Below are 16,018 nucleotides of genomic sequence, written 5' to 3'. Positions count from 1 at the left end.
GGGTCGCGGGCATGGACGACGCAGGGGCGTTCGGCGCGCACCGCGGGCTGCTGTTCTCGGTGGCCTACCGGATCCTCGGCACCGCCGCCGACGCCGAGGACGCCGTCCAGGACGCCTGGCTGCGCTGGTCGGCGGCCGACCGCGCGGACGTGGCCGAGCCGAAGGCTTACCTGGTGCGGATCGTCACCAACGTCGCGCTGGACCGGCTGAAGTCGGCGCGGGTCCGCCGCGAGACCTACGTCGGGCCGTGGCTGCCCGAGCCGATGCTGACGGTGCCGGACGCGGCCGAGGGCAGCGAGCTCGCCGAGTCGGTGTCGATGGCGATGCTGGTGGTGCTGGAGACGCTGAGCCCGCTGGAGCGCGCGGTGTTCGTGCTGCGCGAGGTCTTCGGGTTCCCGCACGCCGAGATCGCCGCGGCGCTGGACCGCAGCGAGGCGTCGGTCCGCCAGCTCGGCGCCCGGGCGCGCAAGCACGTGCAGGCCCGCCGCCCCCGCTTCGCCGCGGCGGAGGGGGAGCGGCGGGCCGCCACCGAGCGGTTCCTGACGGCCGCGCTCGGCGGCGACATCAACGACCTGATGGAGGCGCTCGCGCCCGACGTGACGCTGTGGACCGACGGCGGCGGCAAGGTCCGCGCGGCGCTCCGCACCATCCAGGGCGCGGACAAGGTCGCGCGCTGGCTGGAGGCCGTCCGCGACACCTCCTACGCGGGCGTGGAGCCCGAGCAGCGGCGGCTCCGCCTGGTCGACCTGAACGGCGCGCCGGGCCTCGTCTTCGACGGGCCGGACGGGCCGATCACCGCGATCAGCGTCGAGCTGGACGGCGCGGGGCGCGCCACCGCGATCCACCTGGTCGCCAACCCCGACAAGCTGCGGGCCGTCGCGCGCGGGACCGTCCTGCCGCTCTGAGCGGGCGGCCGGCGGTCAGCGGTCGGCGCGGCGGCGCTTGGCGCCGAACATCCGCGGCCGCGGCCCGGCCGTCGTGGCGGGCGTCGGCACCGGCCGCACCGAGGCGTACCCGGCGTCGTAGGAGCCGGGGGCCTCGGCCGGGGCGCCGTCCGGGGTGAGGCGGACGATCCAGGAGTGCTCCGCCCAGCGCTCCAGCTGCCCTTCGTGGGACGCGGCGTTCAGCCGGTCCTTGGCGACCAGCGGCGCGACCTCGTCCCACAGCTCCGAGCCGGGCTCGACGGGCGCGCAGGCCGCCTCGAACGTCACCAGGCGGCCGCCCTTGTCCTTGCTGCGCACGGTCACGGTGACGCGGCCGGCCTCGGGCAGGCCGGGCAGCGGCTGCTCGCCGTCGCCGCCGGTCAGCACGTACGCCGAGCCGTCGTGCCAGACGTGCCAGGCCGCGCGGGGCTGCGGCAGGTCCGGCAGCGCCAGCCAGAGCAGCCCGGACTTCTTGGCCGCCTCCTCCACCAGCGCGGCGGCGCCGCCGGTCTCCCCGCTCGCCTGCTCGGTGTTCGCCTCACCCATGCCGCTCAGCCTTTCACACCCCTCGGTAGCATCCGGCGCATGCGATCGCGACGGACGACCCTGGCCGTGCCCGGCAGCAACCCGCGCTTCATCGAGAAGGCGCAGGGCCTGCCCGCCGACGAGATCTTCCTGGACCTGGAGGACGCCGTCGCGCCCTCGGCGAAGGAGGCGGCGCGGGGCTCGGTCGTGCGGGCGCTGAACGAGGGCGACTGGACGGGCAAGGTCCGCGTCGTGCGGGTCAACGACCTGGACACCCCGTTCGCCTACCGCGACGTGATCGAGGTCGTGGAGGGCGCGGGCGCCAACCTGGACTGCGTCATGCTGCCGAAGGTGCGGGACCCCTCGCACGTCCAGTGGCTGGACCGGCTGCTCACCCAGATCGAGCGCGCGATGGGGTTCGAGCCGGGCCGCATCGGCATCGAGGCGCAGATCGAGGACGCCCGCGGCATGACGAACATCGACGCCATCGCCGCGTCGTCGCCGCGCCTGGAGACGCTGGTGTTCGGACCGGGCGACTTCATGGCGTCCATCAACATGCGGACCCTCGTCGTCGGGGAGCAGCCGCCCGGCTACACCGAGGGCGACGCCTACCACTACATCCTCATGCGGATCCTGCTGGCGGCGCGGGCGCACGACCTCCAGGCGATCGACGGCCCGTACTTCAACGTCCGCGACGTCGAGGCGTTCCGCCGGGTCGCCGAGCGGTCGGCGGCGCTCGGGTTCGACGGCAAGTGGGTGCTGCACCCGGCGCAGGTGGAGGCGGGCAACGCGGTGTTCTCGCCCGCGCAGGAGGACTACGACCGCGCCGAGCTCGTCCTCGACGCCTACGAGCACGCCACGTCGGTGCAGGGGCGCGGCGCGGCGATGCTCGGCGACGAGATGATCGACGAGGCGTCCCGCAAGATGGCGCTCGTCATCGCCGCCAAGGGCCGCGCGGCGGGGCTGGAGCGGACCGGGACGTTCACGCCGCCGGAGGAGTGAACGCCGGGCCCCTACGATGCGTGACACACCTGTAGAGCCGTCCCGGGGGAGCGACGATGTCTGAAACGCCGGACAACGGAGGTTGGGCCGCGCCCGGCGGTCCGCCGCCGCAGCCCGAGCGGCAGGCGCCGCCGCCGTACGGGCAGCCGTACGGGCAGCCGCCGCAGCCGCAGGGCTGGCAGCAGCCGCAGCCGCCGTACGGGCCGTACCCGCCGCAGCCCTACGGCCCCGGCGGCTGGCCGCAGCCCGCGCCGCGCGGCCCGTGGATCGCGGAGGCCGAGCCGGGCCGCCCCTTCCACCAGGTGGCGCGGACGGCCGCGCACCGCTGGTGGCGGCCGCTCGTCGGGTCGGCCGCGGTGGCGGCCGCGATGATGCTCCTCGTGCCGCTGGCCGTGATCATCGTCGCCGCGCTGGCCGCCCTTGTCGCCACCGGGCACCTGCCCGGGGATCCGCCGGACGGGCACGCGCTCTTCAAGAACGACGACGCCGACCTGGCGGTCAACCTCGCCGCCATCGCGCTGACGCTGCCGGTCGTCCTGCTCGTCGCCTGGGGCGTGCAGCGCCGGCGTCCCGGCACGCTGTCATCGGTGGCCGGCCGGCTGCGGTGGCGCTGGCTGCTCGGCTGCTGCGGCGTCGCGATCCTGTTCATCGCCGTGTCGTACGGCGTCTCCATCGGCGTCGCCGCCCTGTTCGGCGACGGCGGCGGCGACACCGGCGACGACGGGCACTGGATCGGCTGGCCGGCGTTCCTCGTCTCGGCGGCGATCATCGTGGTCGGGGTGCCGTTCCAGGCGGCCGCCGAGGAGTACGTCTTCCGCGGCTGGACGCTGCAGGCCCTCGGCGCCTGCACCCTGGAGGGCGGCCGGAGCGCCTGGGCGCGCCGCGCCGGGCGGCTGTTCCGCTCGCCCTGGCCCGGCATCGTCGTCGGCAGTGCGATCTTCGCGTCGCTGCACACCTACACCGGCTGGGGCATTCTCGACATCTTCCTGTTCGGCGCGGTCGCCGCGTGGATCACGGTGCGCAGCGGCGGCCTGGAGGCGTCCATCGCGCTGCACGTGTTCAACAACCTGGTGGCGTTCCTGGTCCCGGCGGCCGTGGGCGACACCGAGATCAACGAGGGCGCGGTGCCCTGGCAGAGCGCGCTGGCCGACATCCTGCCGATGCTGCTGTACGCCGCCGCGATCGTCTGGCTGGTGCGCCGCTTCAAGATCGACCGGGTGGTGCCGGGGGCCGCGCCGGCGCCCGGCCCGGAGGCGGCCGGCCCGGAGGCGGCGGCGGTCACAGCGGGGGAGTGAACTCCCAGCCCTTGGCGAGCAGCGCGTCCACGGCGTCCACGGCCGCCGCGAGGCGCGCCTCGTGCGGGCCGGTCACCGCGACGTGCGGCAGGCCGCGCCGGGCCAGCTCGGCGCGGAACCGCCCGTCCATCCGGCCGCGGACGGACTCCCCGTCGCGCCAGCCGTCCTGCTCGAACGGGACGCCCGCGACGTCGGTGAGGATCCACAGGTGGTGCGGGGCGCGCTCGTGCAGCCGCTCGACGTCGGGCGCAGGGGCGTCCAGGTACCGCTCGTGCCAGAGCATCGTCGCGAACGCGTCGGTGTCGCAGAACAGGACGGGCGACCCGGCGCGCGCGGCGGCGTCCTCCATCGCCAGGTGCCGCTCGGCGATCGTGGTGAACTCGGCGGAGCCCCAGACCAGGTCGTCGAGCCAGAGGCCCGGGTCGCGGGCGGCGCGGCGGGCCGCGGCGAGCTTCTCCTCGCAGTAGGTGCGCCCGTACTCGGGCACCCAGCGGGTCGCCTCCCACACCCCGCCGCGCGCGGCGTAGCGGTCGGCGAGCGCGCGCGCCAGCGTCGTCGTCCCGCTGGACTCGGCGCCGACGACCACGACGCGGCGGGCCAGGTGGCCGCGCACCGCCGGCGACAGCCACCGCCAGTTCGCCGCCGGGTCGGCGCGCACGGCGGTGCCCGACACCGGGAACCGGCCGCGCGGCGGGTCGACCGGGACGTGCGCGGCGCCGAAGCGGCGGGCCAGCTCGGGCCCGTACTCCTCGGAGCTGAACACCGCGTCCACCGGCGGCCGCTCCGCGCCGAGCCCTGCCTGCAGTGCCAGGCCGTGCCGGAACGCCGCCTCGTGCGCGTCCCACACGCCCGGGTCGGCGTAGTCGACCTCGGTGTCGTCGACCACCGCGACGATCTCCACGTGCGGCTGCGGGTGCGCCTCGCGCAGCCAGGCCGCGCGCAGCGCCACCGGCAGGCTCTCCGCGCTGGACCAGCAGGCCAGCACGGTGACGCGGGCGCAGGCCGCCGCCGCGGTGTCGATCAGGTGGTGGTGGCCGGCGTGCGGCGGGTAGAACTTGCCGACCACCAGGCCGTGCCGGTGGGTCACGCCGGCGCCGCCGTCCGGGCCGGGGCGGCGCGGCGCCAGGCGAGGAGGCCCGCCACGCAGATCGCGAGGAACACCACGTACAGGACGGCCGTCAGGTGCAGGTCCTTGTAGGCGTACAGCGGGATGTAGACGAGGTCCACGATGATCCACAGCCACCAGGACTCCAGCAGCTTGCGGGTCTGCCCGTAGGTCGCCATCAGCGACAGCGCCGTGGTGAGCGCGTCCCAGAACGGGACGGTCGAGTCCGTCCAGGTGGCGAGGACCCAGTACATGACGCCGGTCGCCGCGATCCCGGCGGCGCCGATCGCGGCCCACTCGCCGCCGCGCGTGCGCCGCACCGGCAGCTCGTCGCGGCCCCGGCCGCCGTACATCCACACCCACCAGCCGTAGACCTGCAGCACCAGGTAGACGGCCTGCAGCGACGCGTCGGCGTACAGGCCGCCGTCGAGGAAGACCAGGCCGAGCAGGACGACGTTGGCGGCGCCGACGGGCCAGTTCCAGATGTTCTGCCGGACGACCATCCCCACGTTGACGGCGCCGGTCGCGAAGCCGAGCAGCTCGGCCCAGTTCGTCCGGACGGGCCCGAGGTGCGGGACGGGCCGCAGCAGCGGTTCCAGCAGGTCGTGCAGGCTCAACGCGGTCCTCCGGGGGGTCGGGCGTCCGGCAGCACGCCCCATGATCGCAGCGCGGCCAGCAGGCCCGGCGCCGTGGGCAGCGCCGCGACCTCGGCGAGCGGCACCCAGCGGGCGTCGGCGGCGTCGTCCCCGGCGCGCAGCGCGCCGCCCGCCACGGTCGCCGCGTAGTCGTGGATCTCGAAGACCACGCCGCCGGGGCCGGGCCGCTCCACGGTCCCGACGAGCGGGCCTGGCACGACGTCCAGGCCGGTCTCCTCGCGCAGCTCGCGGACGAGCGCGGCGGCGTCGTCCTCGCCCGGCTCGACCTTCCCGCCGGGCACCGACCAGGTGCCGCGGGCGGGCGGCGTGCCCCGCTCGATCAGCAGCAGCCGGCCCGCGCCGTCCCGGACGATCCCGCCCACACATCGCACCCGCATGACCCTATTTTGTCCCTCTTTTCCCTGGTGGTGGGGCCGCTCGCCTTGACGTGCCGCGGCGCCGCGCGCACCCTTGGTAACCATGAGGGCCGAGCCCATCTGCCCGCGCTGCGCCGGCGCGCTCCGGCCGCCGGACGCGTGGTCGAGCGAGTGGTCGTGCGCCGCGCACGGCGCGGTGCTGCCGCGCCAGCCCGCCAAGCAGCCGAACCAGGACGCCCTGTCGGTCGTGCTCGCGGACGCCCGCGTCCCGGTGTGGACGCCGTGGCCGCTGCCGCTCGGCTGGCTCGTCACCGGCTTCGGCACCGTCGGCGACGAGCGGTCCGGCGCGCGCGCCTCCATCGTCGCCCTGTCCGGCCCGAACCCGCTCGGCGGCGGGCACGGCGCAGCGCTGCCCGACGCCCCGCCGCTGCCCGGCGAGCCGACCGCCGACCTGCTGCTCATCGCCGAGCAGCCCGGCATCGGCCTCGGCGCCTACTACAGCGGCCTGGACGGTCCCGACCCCGGCGCCGGCTTCGACACCGGCCCCCCGCACGCCAAGATCGACATCTCGGGGCCGTCGGCGACGCCCGGCCGGTCGGTGCCGCTCTGGGTCGTCGACTCCGAGCCCGACCGCGCCGTCTACGTCGGCGAGGCCATGGGCGACTGGCTGTGGGCGGTGCTGTGGCCGTCCGCCGCGGGCGTGCTGATGCTGGAGAGCCACGGCCTCGTCGACCTGCGCGAGCCCGGCATGGAGCTGACGCTGCCCTTCGGCGCCGAGAGCGCCCGCCTCGACGAGTGACGGGCGGCATACTCGCCGCATGCGCATCGACCTGCACAGCCACAGCGACGTCTCGGACGGCACCCGGCCGCCCGCCGAGGTCGTCCGCCGCGCACGGGCGAACGGCCTGGACGTCCTCGCGCTCACCGACCACGACACCACCGCCGGCTGGGACGCCGCCCGCGCGGCGCTCCCCGCCGGGCTGACGCTCGTCCCCGGCATCGAGCTGTCCTGCAAGCGGGACGGGCGCAGCCTGCACCTGCTCGGCTACCTGTTCGACCCCGCCGACCCGGCCCTGACCGCCGAGCTCGCCCGCGTCCGCGACGACCGGGTGCACCGGGCGCGCGGCGTCGTCGCCCGGCTCCAGGAGCTCGGCGCGCCGGTGACCTGGGAGGGCGTCCAGGCCGTCGCGCGCGGCGAGGCCGTCGGGCGCCCGCACATCGCCCGCGCGATGGTCGCCGCCGGCGTCGTCGGCAGCGTCGAGGAGGCGTTCACGGCCGACTGGCTCGCGCCGGGCGGCCGCGCCCACGTCGACCGGTACGCCCTCGACCCCGAGCGCGCCGTCCGGCTGGTGACCGCCGCCGGCGGCGTCGCCGTCCTCGCCCACCCGCGGGCGCGGCGCCGCGGCTACGTCTTCGGCGACGAGGTGATCGAGGCGCTGGCCGCCGCGGGCCTCGCCGGCGTCGAGATCGACCATCCCGACCACGCCCCGGACGACCGCGCCGCGCTCCGCGGCCTCGCCCGCGCCCTCGGCCTGGCCGGCACCGGCTCCAGCGACGACCACGGCGCCCTCACCGGCGACCGGCTGGGCTGCGAGACCACCGATCCCGACGCCTACGCGGCGCTGCTCGCGGCGCGCCGCGCCCCTACGGCGCGGTAGGGTGCGTCCGTGGACGCGCGCATCGAGCAAGTGGTGACGTCGGGCAAGGTGAGCCTCGACGACGCCGAACATGACGTCGAGAGCAACACCTACATCGTCGGCGACGACGACGAGGTCATCGTGATCGACCCGGCGTTCTCCGCCGAGGCCGTGCTGGAGAAGGTCGGCGAACGCGAGGTCATGGCCGTCATCCTCACCGACGGCAACGAGCACCACCTCGCCCATGCCCTGGAGGTCGCCGCCGCCGGGCTGGAGGACGAGGACGAGTGGGCGCCCGTCGCGCTGCACCGCGCCGACCGCCTCCTCTGGCGCGACTACTTCGGCCGCCTCGCCAAGGAGGAGTCCGACGAGGACGACGCCAAGGCGCTCCGCGCGCTGGAGCCCGACATCTGGCTGGAGGACGGCGGCGTCTTCGAGATCGCCGGCGCCCAGCTGGAGATCGTGCACACCCCGGGCCACACCCCCGGCGGCGTCAGCGTGATCAGCGAGCAGCTCGGCGTCCTGTTCTCCGGCGACACCCTGCACCGCGGCCGCCCCGGCTCGATCGGCGGCGAGTACGAGGACCTGCGCAAGCAGCTCAACTCGATCGGCGCCCTCATCACCCCGCTGCCGAAGGACCTGCGGGTCCTGCCCGGCCAGGGCGAGGAGACCACCGTCGGCGACGAGGACGCCCGCTGGGAGACCTGGGGCGAGCTCGCCCGCGAGGGCGAGGACTGACCCTGCCGCCGCCCGGCCCGCACCCGCCGAACGGCCGCACGCCGTCGCTCCCGAGGAGCACGGATTCGGCCATGAGCGCTGCGGGCCCGCGCCCGGAGCGGCGAGGAAGGACGGCGCATGAAGCGTCGCCCCCTTGCCGCGAAGCACAGCCGGCCCGCGGACACGCGCGGAGAGCCGGCGAGCCGAGCAGCGGAAGCCATCGACGCTCCAAGTGCCCGCTCGCCGCAGAACCGAGCGGAACCGCGACCCTGCCCGCGGGCACGCACCGTCCGGCGCGAGGACCCAGCGAGCGGAGGAGCCCTGCGGCCCCGCCTGCGGGCACACACCGTCCGGACCGGAGAACGCGGGAAACCGGCGGGCCGAGGAGCCCTGCCGCCCCGCTTGCGGGCACGTACTGTCCGGACCGGAGAACACGGGGAACCGGCGGGCTGAGGAGCCCTGCGGGCCAGCCTGCGGGTATGCACCGTCCGGACCAGGGAACGCGGGGAGCTGGCGGGCTGAGGAGCCCCGCGGCTCCGCTTGCGGGCACGCACCGTCCGGACCGGGGGAACGCGGGGCGACGTCGAGCTGCGCGGGACCGTGAGATCGCGGGCGGAGGACGGCCATGAGCGCCGAACAACTCGGATTCGAGGGAATGCCGCAGCGGCTCTACGCGTGCACGCCGTCGCGCCTCAACACCTGGCTGGACTGCCCGCGCCGCTACCGGATGACCTACCTGGACCGGCCGGCGCCTCCCAAGGGCCCGCCGTGGGCGCACAACAGCTTCGGCGCCAGCGTCCACAACGCGCTGGCCGCCTGGTGGCGGCTGCCGGCGCCCGAACGCACCGCCGAGGCGGCGGGCGCGCTGCTCGCGCGCGGCTGGCTCACCGAGGGGTACCGCGACGGCGAGCAGGCGGCGCGGCAGCGCGACCGGGCCCGCGCCATGATCGAGCGCTACGCCGGCCGGCTCGACCCCGAGGACGAACCGGCCGGCGTCGAGCGGACCGTGGCGACCCGCACCGACCGCATCGCCGTCTCGGGCCGCATCGACCGGCTGGACGACCGCGGCGCCGAGCTCGTCGTGGTCGACTACAAGACCGGCCGGCACGTCCTCACCGCCGATGACGCCCGCGGCTCGCTCGCCATGGCGATCTACGCGGTGGCGGCGGCGCGGGTGCTGCGCCGCCCCTGCCACCGCGTCGAGCTGCACCACCTGCCGTCCGGCGAGGTCGCGGCCTGGGACCACACGCCCGAGTCGCTGGAGCGGCACATCCGGCGGGCCGAGGGCATCGCGGCCGAGGCGCAGGACGCCGACGAGGCGTACCGGTCGCGGCTGAAGCCCGCTTACCGACCCGACCAGATCGACCACCGCCCGTTCGACGCGGTGTTCCCGCCCCGCACCGGGAGCCTCTGCGGCTGGTGCGACTACCGCCGTCACTGCCCCGAGGGCCAGGAGGCAGCCCCCCGCAAGGACCCCTGGTCCGCCATGCCCGACTGACCCGCCCGACCAGCGCCCCGACCCTTCGGGTTCGCCCGGCGACGGCGCCCCGGATGGGCGCCGCGCCGCCCCCCTCCCCCCGACGATGACCGCCCGGTCACCATCTGTTGAGATGCGGCGTGTCGGGCACTTTCGATCTTCAAAGCGCCCGACACGCCGCATCTCAACCTCTGCTGACCAGTCGGTCACCATCACGGGGCGAGCCGGCCGGTACGGCCGGACTAGGGTTGTGCGCACGGGAGGTGGGATGCCGAGGGACGCGCCCGACCGGGTGATGCGGGTGGTGCTCACCCGCGAGCTGATCGTGCACACCGCCGTCGAGCTCGTCGAGCGGGCCGGCCCGGACGCGCTGTCGATGCGCGCCGTCGGCGCCGAGCTCGGGGTGAGCGCGATGGCGGCCTATCGGCACGTCCCGAGCAGAGACGCGCTCGTCGAGGGCGTCGCCGAGTACGTCATGGGCGCCATCGACCTGCCCGACGACGAGTGCGAGGACTGGCGGGAGGACGCGCGGCGGCTGCTCCGCGCCTTCCGGGCGGCCGCCGCCGAGTACCCGCGCAGCCTGGCGCTGGTCTTGGAGGGCCGGATCTCCATTCCGGTGCGGCTCCGCACCGTCGAGCGGGCGTTCGCGGTCTGCGCGCGGGCCGGCCTGGAGGGGCCGGAGGCGGTGCGCGCCGTGCACGCCTTCATGGCCTACGCGCTCGGGTCGCAGCTCCGCGAGTCCGGCATGCGGCGCGCGCTGCGCAGCCTCGACCACACCGAAGCGCTGCGGCTCCTCGACCCCGGCCGGTTCCCGCACGTGGCCGCGCTGCCCGGCGAGCTCCTCACCGAGGACTCGGACGCCGACTTCGAGTTCGGCATGGAACTGCTCCTGTCGGCCATAGAGCGCCGACTAAAAGCGTGACGCGCCATCCAACCCCAGAGCGCGCCGTGCCGACCGCCCTCAAGAACGCAATACACCAGCCCGCCTCAGGGCGTACTGCACCACCTCAAAACGCGACGCGCTGCCCCGGCTCAGAGCATGCCGACCGGCCTCAAGGCCGTGCCGTGCCGACCGGTCTCAAAATGTAATGCGCCAGCCCGCCTCAGGGCGTATTGCGCTGCCTTAGAACGCGACGCGCTGTCCCGGCTCAGAGCGTGCCGACCGGCCTCAAGGCCGTGCCGTGCCGGCCCGTCTCGGGGCGTGCCGTGCCGGCCGGTCTCAAGGGCGTGAGGTGTCGGCCCGGGCTGAGGGCGTATTGCGCTGGCTCAGAACGCAACGCACTGGCACGGTTCGGAACGTGACGCGTTGGCTCAGCTCAGGAAGTGTCATGTTGGCTCAGGGCGAGACGCCGGTTCAAGAGACGTGTTGTGCCGACTCAAGGCGTGCCGTGCTGGCTCGGCTCAGGGCGTGCCGTGCTGGCTCGGCTCAGGGCGTGCCGTGCTGGCCCGGTTCAGGGCGTGCCGTGCTGGCTTAGGGCGTGACGCCGGTTCAAGGGATGTGTCGTGCCAGCTCGGAGCCGGCTTGGGGCTGGCTCAAGGCTTGACCTCCCGGGGTAGTCCGTCGAGGGCCTCTAGCAGCAGCTCCAACCCGTAGTCGTAGTCGGCCGCGGTGTCGAAGCGCAGCAGTTCGCCGGCGACCGCCGTGGTGCGCGGGAACTCCTCCGGTGCGGCGAGGGCGGCTTGGAATCCCGCGTCCGGCGGGCCGCCCGCGAGCTTCAGCGCCCCGTTCTCCATCATCTGCGCCCCGATCGCGTAGGACATGAGGGCCCGCACCGCCCGTACCGAGGTCTCGGGCCCGAACCCTGCGGCGTCCAGCACCGCGAGGGTCCGCTCGGCGACGCGCCACCAGCTCTCCAGGTCGAGGCGGCTGGTCAGCACCAGGTGCATGCTGCGCGGCCGCCGCCGGGCGACGTCGCGGAACGCGGCGAGCAGGTCGCGGGCGTTGAGCCGCCAGTCACGGCGCGCGTCGAGAGCGCCCGCCGCCGCGTCCAGATCGGCGAGCACGGCCTGTGCGACTCCGGCGATGAGCGCGTCTCGATCGGGCACATGGTTGTAGAGGGACATCACGGCGACCCCGAGCTCGGCCGCGACCTTGCGCATCGACAGCGCCTTGGCCCCGTCCCGCTCGATCACCACGATGGCCGCCGCCACGATCCGCTCCCGTGAAAGGACCGTCCGCTCCACTCGCACACCTCCGTCCGCCGCCATCGCCGCCGTCTGGCCACCGCACCCCGCGCCGCGAATCCTCTCACCTTCACCCCCACCAGGCCTGACACCCCGTTCCAGCCGGGCTGGTCGCTCCTGCTCCCATTAGCCTGGCCGCCCCGCCCCTGCCGGACGATGCACTCCCACTCCCATCAGTCCGGTCGCCCCGCCCCCGCCGGATCGTGCGCTCCCGCTTTCACCAGCCTGGTCGTCAGCCCCGCCGGATCGTGCGCTCCCGCCTGGGCGTCCGCTCCCGCTGGAATGTGCGCTTCCGTCCCCGCCAGCGGGTCAACCCTCGCCGCCGGATTGGTCATATTCACCTCCGCCAGGCCGGTCGGTCCCGCCCTCATCAGGCTGGCCACCCCTGCCTCCGCAAGGTTCGCCCCGCTGGCTCCGTCTGGTCCGTCGTCTCTACTGCTGTCAGATCCGCTCTCCGCGGTCCTCGGCTAGCGGCCGCGCGGTCGCTCACAGGGGCAGTGGACCGGGCTGTGTGACGCGTGTCGCATCGGGTCCGTACGTACGGTCTACATCTTGTTTACAGCGTACGTCGCGTGGCACGGTGAGCGGGAAAGCGGAGCCGACGAGGAGGCGCGATGCGACCCCTTACCGCCGAGAACGCCCAGCCCCCCGCCAACGAGAACGCCAAGCTTCCTGCTGCCGAGAACGACAAGCTTCCTGACACCGCCGTCGCCGGCGGCGGTATCGGGCGTGACGGTCCTGCCGGTGTCGCCTGGACCGACCGGAAGAAGTACCTGTGGCTGCTCGGCCTCGCGATCCCGCTGGCGCCTCTCGTGGCGTGGGGCCTGGTCACCGCGACGGGATGGGGCGGGTTCTGGTATCTCGGACCCTTCCTGTTCGGAGTGGTCAATCCACTGCTCGACCTGCTGCTCGGCAAGGATTCCTCGAACCCGCCCGAGAGCGTGCTCTCCTGGCTGGAGGAGCAGCGCTACTACCGGTGGTGCACCTACGCCTACCTGCCGCTCCAGTACGCGGGGCTCGTCCTGGCCTGCTGGATGTGGTCGCGCGGCGATGTGGCCCTCTGGGAGAAGGTCGGTCTGATGCTGACGATGGGGGTCGTCGGCGGGATCGCCATCAACACCGCGCACGAACTGGGCCATAAGAAGGACGTCCTGGAACGCCGGCTGTCGAAGGTCGCGCTCGCCCAGACCGCGTACGGGCACTTCTACATCGAGCACAACCGCGGCCACCACGTCCGGGTCGCCACCCCTGAGGATCCGGCGAGCGCACGGCTCGGGGAGAGCTTCTACCGTTTCCTGCCCCGGACGGTGTGGGGAAGCCTCCGCTCGGCCTGGCGGCTGGAGAAGGCGCGGCTCGCTCGGTCGGGCAAGGGCCCGTGGACGGTCCGCAACGACGTCCTCAACGCCTGGGCGCTGACGGTGGCGCTGTACGCATCGCTGATCGCCGCCTTCGGTATCGGCATCGTCCCCTTCCTGGTAGTGCAGGCCGTCATCGGCTTCTCCGCGCTGGAGGTCGTCAACTACCTGGAGCACTATGGGCTGCTGCGGGAGCGCACGCCCGCCGGCCGGTACGAGCGCTGCGCTCCGCGCCACAGCTGGAACAGCAACAGCATCGCGTCGAACATCATGCTCTACCACCTCCAGCGGCACAGTGACCATCACGCCAACCCGACCCGCCGTTTCCAAGCGCTGCGCCATTTCGACGAGGCCCCCGAGCTGCCGTCGGGGTACGCGACGCTGGCACGGTTGGCGACCGTGCCGCCCCTCTGGCGGCTCGTTATGGACAAGCGCGTCATCGCCCATTACGGAGGCGACGCTTCGCGCGCCAACATCCAGCCCGGGAAGCACGCCCGCTACGGCGTGACCCCGCCCGCTGCGTCCGGAGAGACTCCCGCATGAGCCACCGCTGCCCGGTCTGCGACTACGAGTACCGCGAAGAGGACGGCGCGCCCCGCGAAGGGTTCCCCGCCGGGACGCCATGGGCCGAGGTGCCCGACGACTGGCCCTGCCCCGACTGCGGGGTCCGCGAGAAGGTCGATTTCGAGGAGGTGCGATGACTCCGTACAAGGTCTACGAGTGTCAGGTCTGCGGGTTCGTGTACGACGAGGCCGAGGGCTGGCCGGAGGAGGGCATCGCCCCAGGCACGCGCTGGGACGACGTTCCCGCGGACTGGTCCTGCCCCGACTGCGGGGCTGCCAAGACCGACTTCGACATGACCGAGGTCACCCGAGCCTGACGCCGTGCCCCATGCTCGGCGAGCAGCTGCGGCTAGCGAGCGACTGCGGCTATCGAGCGACTGCGGGCCGAGAGCGGCTTTGGGCCGCGAGTGGCTGCGGTCGGCGAGCGACCGTGGGCGGCGAGCGGCTGCGGTCGGCGAGCGGCTGCGGTCGGCGAGCGGCTGCGGGCCGCGAGCGACTGTGGGCCGCAAGTGACTGCGGCCGGCGAGCGACTGCGGGCCGCAAGTGGCTGTGGGCGGCGAGCGGGTGCGTGCGGCGAGCGGCTGTGGGGGCGAGTGGCTGTGAGCGGCGACTGGCTGCGGGTGGCGACTGGCTGCGGGTGGCAGGGCAGGCGCGCCGGGTGCGCCGGGCAGCCCTGACGAGGAGGGTGGCACGGGCGAGAGGGACAATCCGGGCGAGGAGGGTGACCCGCATGTGGCGGGTAGCGCGGGTGGGGAGGGATGGGTGGCTTGGGCGGGGCAGGTCGTCCGGATGTGGCGGATGGTCCGGGCGGGGCGGGCGTCCCGGGCGGAGCCAGCGTCCCGGATGGAGCCGGCGTCCCGGATGGAGCCGGCGTCCCGGGTGGAGCCGGCGTCCCGGGTGGAGCCGGCGTCCCGGACGGGCGGACTTGGTGGGGGACGGGTGGGCGGGGTGGGTGTGGTGGAGGGGGTTGGTGGGGGTGGCGCGATGGGTGCAGTGGCGGGCTGGGCGGGAGGGGATGTGGTGGTGCTGGTTCATGCTGACAAGGCTGTCAGGTGGGTCTGTAGCGAGCCTGTAGTCGTTCTGTAGTTCAGGGTGCGGGTTCTTGCACAGGCTGAAGGCGGACGACGCCGCGGGGCCGGGTGCGGAGGCTGCGCCCGGTCCCGCGGTCGTGAGGGCGTGCCTGGGGTCCCTCAGGTGACGGGTCGCGGGTGCGTTCGTCAGGCGGGCTGGAGTGCCGGGCGTGCGGGCCAGCGGCGCGGGTCGCGGAGGCCGTACAGGCCGCGGCCGAGGTCGTAGCCCTCGGCGGCGAGGGACAGCCGGGCGCGTTCCAGCATCTCCCGGGTGGGCTTGGCGAAGGCGAAGTCGTGCACCTTCTCCGGGATGCTGTTCATCGCCATGCGGAACGAGCGCAGCGCGGCGGTGACCATGGGCTGCGGCACCTCCGGCAGCGTCCCGTACATCTGGCGGGCCCAGTCGGGCAGCGAGTAGTAGCAGAGCGCCCCGAACGGGAAGTAGCCGGGCTTGCCGGGGTTCAGGAACTTCAGGTTCTCCGGCATGGTCGGCCACAGCAGGAACCGGACGGTGGAGGCCGCCTCTTCGGTCACCCGCAGCCGCGGGCGCATGAAGGCGATGTAGTCCTCCATGTCGGCGACGGTTCCGGGGACGTCCTCGGCGTGCAGGCCGACGTGCGTCGCGGTCCGGCGCTGCTCCTCCAGGTACCGGTCGGCCATGGCGTCGGTGAGCGGCAGGCCCGCCCGGCGGGCGACCTGGAGGTAGGAGTACACCTCGGCGCAGTGCACCCAGAGCAGCAGCTCGGGCTGGTCGAGGCGCTCCTTCTTGCCGGTGTCGTGGTTCAGGATGCGCAGGCTGCGGTGGATGCCGCGGACCTTGGCGGCCAGCGCGTCGATCTCCGCGTCGGTCCCGAAGGTGGCGACGCCGACGAAGTCGGAGGTGCGCTGGAGGCGGCCGAGCGGGTCCTCCTGGAAGTTGGAGTTCTGCCATACGCCCCACATCGCGACGGGGTGCAGGGCCTGCAGCATGAGGCTGCGCACGCCGCCGACCCACATGGACCGGTCGATGTGCACGCGCCAGGTGACGCTTTCGGGGGGCTGGACGGTCGCGGACATGCGTACCTCGCCAAGGGTCGGTGTGAGACAAACCGATGTAAGTGTGTCATTACCCGGCCGTGCGCGCATCACCCACCCCCGGATCGCTCTCTTGACG

The 16,018-nt window shown here is 74.1% G+C and carries 17 protein-coding genes; 11 read left to right on the top strand and 6 right to left on the bottom strand.

Translation table 11 applies throughout. The annotated features are described in order from the left end of the window. Positions 1-11 precede the first annotated feature (11 nt). Positions 12-905 (top strand): RNA polymerase sigma-70 factor, encoded by an 894-nt coding sequence (locus K1Y72_RS03110; protein WP_220163043.1) that lies wholly within the window; start codon positions 12-14, stop codon positions 903-905. A gap of 15 nt (positions 906-920) precedes the next feature. Here K1Y72_RS03110 and K1Y72_RS03105 read toward each other — a convergent pair whose 3' ends face one another. After that, a complete protein-coding gene (locus K1Y72_RS03105; protein WP_220163042.1) occupies positions 921-1,469 on the bottom strand; it encodes a hypothetical protein in 549 nt (182 codons plus the stop codon). Between the two features lie 39 nt (positions 1,470-1,508). On the opposite strand from K1Y72_RS03105, the gene K1Y72_RS03100 reads away from it, so the two are divergent. Continuing rightward, positions 1,509-2,450, top strand: coding sequence for an HpcH/HpaI aldolase/citrate lyase family protein (locus K1Y72_RS03100; protein WP_220163041.1), 942 nt, complete (start codon positions 1,509-1,511; stop codon positions 2,448-2,450). Between the two features lie 56 nt (positions 2,451-2,506). Further along, the gene (locus tag K1Y72_RS03095; protein ID WP_220163039.1) at positions 2,507-3,745 is read left to right on the top strand and encodes a CPBP family intramembrane glutamic endopeptidase; all 1,239 of its coding nucleotides are present in this window, start codon (positions 2,507-2,509) and stop codon (positions 3,743-3,745) included. Here the strand turns inward: K1Y72_RS03095 and K1Y72_RS03090 are convergent. Genes K1Y72_RS03090 through K1Y72_RS03080 form a run of 3 tightly spaced genes read right to left on the bottom strand, consistent with a single transcriptional unit; the run spans position 3,729 to position 5,883 of the window. After that, the gene (locus tag K1Y72_RS03090; RefSeq protein WP_220163037.1) at positions 3,729-4,832 is read right to left on the bottom strand and encodes an AAA family ATPase; all 1,104 of its coding nucleotides are present in this window, start codon (positions 4,830-4,832) and stop codon (positions 3,729-3,731) included. The genes K1Y72_RS03095 and K1Y72_RS03090 overlap by 17 nt on opposite strands. Beyond that, positions 4,829-5,467, bottom strand: coding sequence for a nicotinamide riboside transporter PnuC (gene pnuC / locus K1Y72_RS03085; RefSeq protein ID WP_220163035.1), 639 nt, complete (start codon positions 5,465-5,467; stop codon positions 4,829-4,831). The genes K1Y72_RS03090 and pnuC overlap by 4 nt, the downstream gene beginning before the upstream one ends. After that, a complete protein-coding gene (locus K1Y72_RS03080; RefSeq protein WP_220163033.1) occupies positions 5,464-5,883 on the bottom strand; it encodes an NUDIX hydrolase in 420 nt (139 codons plus the stop codon). Before K1Y72_RS03080 ends, pnuC begins: the two co-directional genes overlap by 4 nt. Before the next feature lie 82 nt (positions 5,884-5,965). On the opposite strand from K1Y72_RS03080, the gene K1Y72_RS03075 reads away from it, so the two are divergent. The 5 genes from K1Y72_RS03075 to K1Y72_RS03055 all read left to right on the top strand — a co-directional run bounded on the left by K1Y72_RS03075 (position 5,966) and on the right by K1Y72_RS03055 (position 10,615). After that, positions 5,966-6,661, top strand: coding sequence for a DUF6758 family protein (locus K1Y72_RS03075; protein ID WP_220163031.1), 696 nt, complete (start codon positions 5,966-5,968; stop codon positions 6,659-6,661). 19 nt (positions 6,662-6,680) lie between these two features. Then, on the top strand, positions 6,681-7,520 hold the full coding sequence (locus tag K1Y72_RS03070; RefSeq protein ID WP_220163029.1) for a PHP domain-containing protein: 840 nt from the start codon (positions 6,681-6,683) through the stop codon (positions 7,518-7,520). A 9-nt stretch (positions 7,521-7,529) separates the two neighbouring features. Beyond that, complete coding sequence (locus K1Y72_RS03065; RefSeq protein ID WP_220163027.1) at positions 7,530-8,237, top strand: MBL fold metallo-hydrolase; 708 nt, start codon at positions 7,530-7,532, stop codon at positions 8,235-8,237. A 604-nt stretch (positions 8,238-8,841) separates the two neighbouring features. Beyond that, entirely contained in the window at positions 8,842-9,714 is an 873-nt protein-coding gene (locus K1Y72_RS03060) for a RecB family exonuclease (RefSeq protein ID WP_220163025.1), read from the top strand. A 247-nt stretch (positions 9,715-9,961) separates the two neighbouring features. Beyond that, positions 9,962-10,615 carry a TetR/AcrR family transcriptional regulator gene (locus tag K1Y72_RS03055; RefSeq protein ID WP_220163023.1) on the top strand — a complete coding sequence of 218 codons (654 nt, stop codon included), beginning with the start codon at positions 9,962-9,964 and terminating at the stop codon, positions 10,613-10,615. A 611-nt stretch (positions 10,616-11,226) separates the two neighbouring features. On the opposite strand, the gene K1Y72_RS03050 is transcribed toward K1Y72_RS03055, so the two are convergent. Beyond that, positions 11,227-11,877 (bottom strand): TetR/AcrR family transcriptional regulator, encoded by a 651-nt coding sequence (locus K1Y72_RS03050; protein ID WP_308286857.1) that lies wholly within the window; start codon positions 11,875-11,877, stop codon positions 11,227-11,229. Between the two features lie 614 nt (positions 11,878-12,491). Here K1Y72_RS03050 and K1Y72_RS03045 point away from each other — a divergent pair. The 3 genes from K1Y72_RS03045 to K1Y72_RS03035 are packed head-to-tail and all read left to right on the top strand — an operon-like array spanning position 12,492 to position 14,112. Further along, positions 12,492-13,775, top strand: a complete 1,284-nt coding sequence (locus K1Y72_RS03045) for an alkane 1-monooxygenase (protein ID WP_220163020.1) — start codon at positions 12,492-12,494, stop codon at positions 13,773-13,775. Then, positions 13,772-13,933, top strand: a complete 162-nt coding sequence (locus K1Y72_RS03040) for a rubredoxin (RefSeq protein WP_220163018.1) — start codon at positions 13,772-13,774, stop codon at positions 13,931-13,933. Before K1Y72_RS03045 ends, K1Y72_RS03040 begins: the two co-directional genes overlap by 4 nt. Next, positions 13,930-14,112 carry a rubredoxin gene (locus K1Y72_RS03035; RefSeq protein WP_220163016.1) on the top strand — a complete coding sequence of 61 codons (183 nt, stop codon included), beginning with the start codon at positions 13,930-13,932 and terminating at the stop codon, positions 14,110-14,112. The genes K1Y72_RS03040 and K1Y72_RS03035 overlap by 4 nt, the downstream gene beginning before the upstream one ends. A 900-nt stretch (positions 14,113-15,012) precedes the next feature. Here K1Y72_RS03035 and K1Y72_RS03030 read toward each other — a convergent pair. Next, positions 15,013-15,921 carry an oxygenase MpaB family protein gene (locus K1Y72_RS03030; RefSeq protein WP_220163014.1) on the bottom strand — a complete coding sequence of 303 codons (909 nt, stop codon included), beginning with the start codon at positions 15,919-15,921 and terminating at the stop codon, positions 15,013-15,015. Between the last annotated feature and the right edge of the window lie 97 nt (positions 15,922-16,018).

This window comes from Actinomadura parmotrematis (genome assembly GCF_019458805.1).
GTDB classification, from domain to species: Bacteria; Actinomycetota; Actinomycetes; order Streptosporangiales; family Streptosporangiaceae; genus Spirillospora; species Spirillospora parmotrematis.
This window is presented reverse-complemented; position numbering and strand designations above follow the sequence as displayed.

Excerpts from the sequence above, each read along its gene's own strand:
- K1Y72_RS03040 (WP_220163018.1), top strand. The coding sequence starts at position 13,772 with ATGAGCCACCGCTGCCCGGTCTGCGACTACGAGTACCGCGAAGAGGAC.
- K1Y72_RS03055 (WP_220163023.1), top strand. The coding sequence starts at position 9,962 with ATGCCGAGGGACGCGCCCGACCGGGTGATGCGGGTGGTGCTCACCCGC.
- K1Y72_RS03100 (WP_220163041.1), top strand. The coding sequence starts at position 1,509 with ATGCGATCGCGACGGACGACCCTGGCCGTGCCCGGCAGCAACCCGCGC.
- K1Y72_RS03105 (WP_220163042.1), bottom strand. The coding sequence starts at position 1,469 with ATGGGTGAGGCGAACACCGAGCAGGCGAGCGGGGAGACCGGCGGCGCC.
- K1Y72_RS03110 (WP_220163043.1), top strand. The coding sequence starts at position 12 with ATGGACGACGCAGGGGCGTTCGGCGCGCACCGCGGGCTGCTGTTCTCG.
- K1Y72_RS03045 (WP_220163020.1), top strand. The coding sequence starts at position 12,492 with ATGCGACCCCTTACCGCCGAGAACGCCCAGCCCCCCGCCAACGAGAAC.
- K1Y72_RS03075 (WP_220163031.1), top strand. The coding sequence starts at position 5,966 with ATGAGGGCCGAGCCCATCTGCCCGCGCTGCGCCGGCGCGCTCCGGCCG.
- K1Y72_RS03060 (WP_220163025.1), top strand. The coding sequence starts at position 8,842 with ATGAGCGCCGAACAACTCGGATTCGAGGGAATGCCGCAGCGGCTCTAC.
- K1Y72_RS03035 (WP_220163016.1), top strand. The coding sequence starts at position 13,930 with ATGACTCCGTACAAGGTCTACGAGTGTCAGGTCTGCGGGTTCGTGTAC.
- K1Y72_RS03095 (WP_220163039.1), top strand. The coding sequence starts at position 2,507 with ATGTCTGAAACGCCGGACAACGGAGGTTGGGCCGCGCCCGGCGGTCCG.
- K1Y72_RS03080 (WP_220163033.1), bottom strand. The coding sequence starts at position 5,883 with ATGCGGGTGCGATGTGTGGGCGGGATCGTCCGGGACGGCGCGGGCCGG.
- K1Y72_RS03030 (WP_220163014.1), bottom strand. The coding sequence starts at position 15,921 with ATGTCCGCGACCGTCCAGCCCCCCGAAAGCGTCACCTGGCGCGTGCAC.
- K1Y72_RS03070 (WP_220163029.1), top strand. The coding sequence starts at position 6,681 with ATGCGCATCGACCTGCACAGCCACAGCGACGTCTCGGACGGCACCCGG.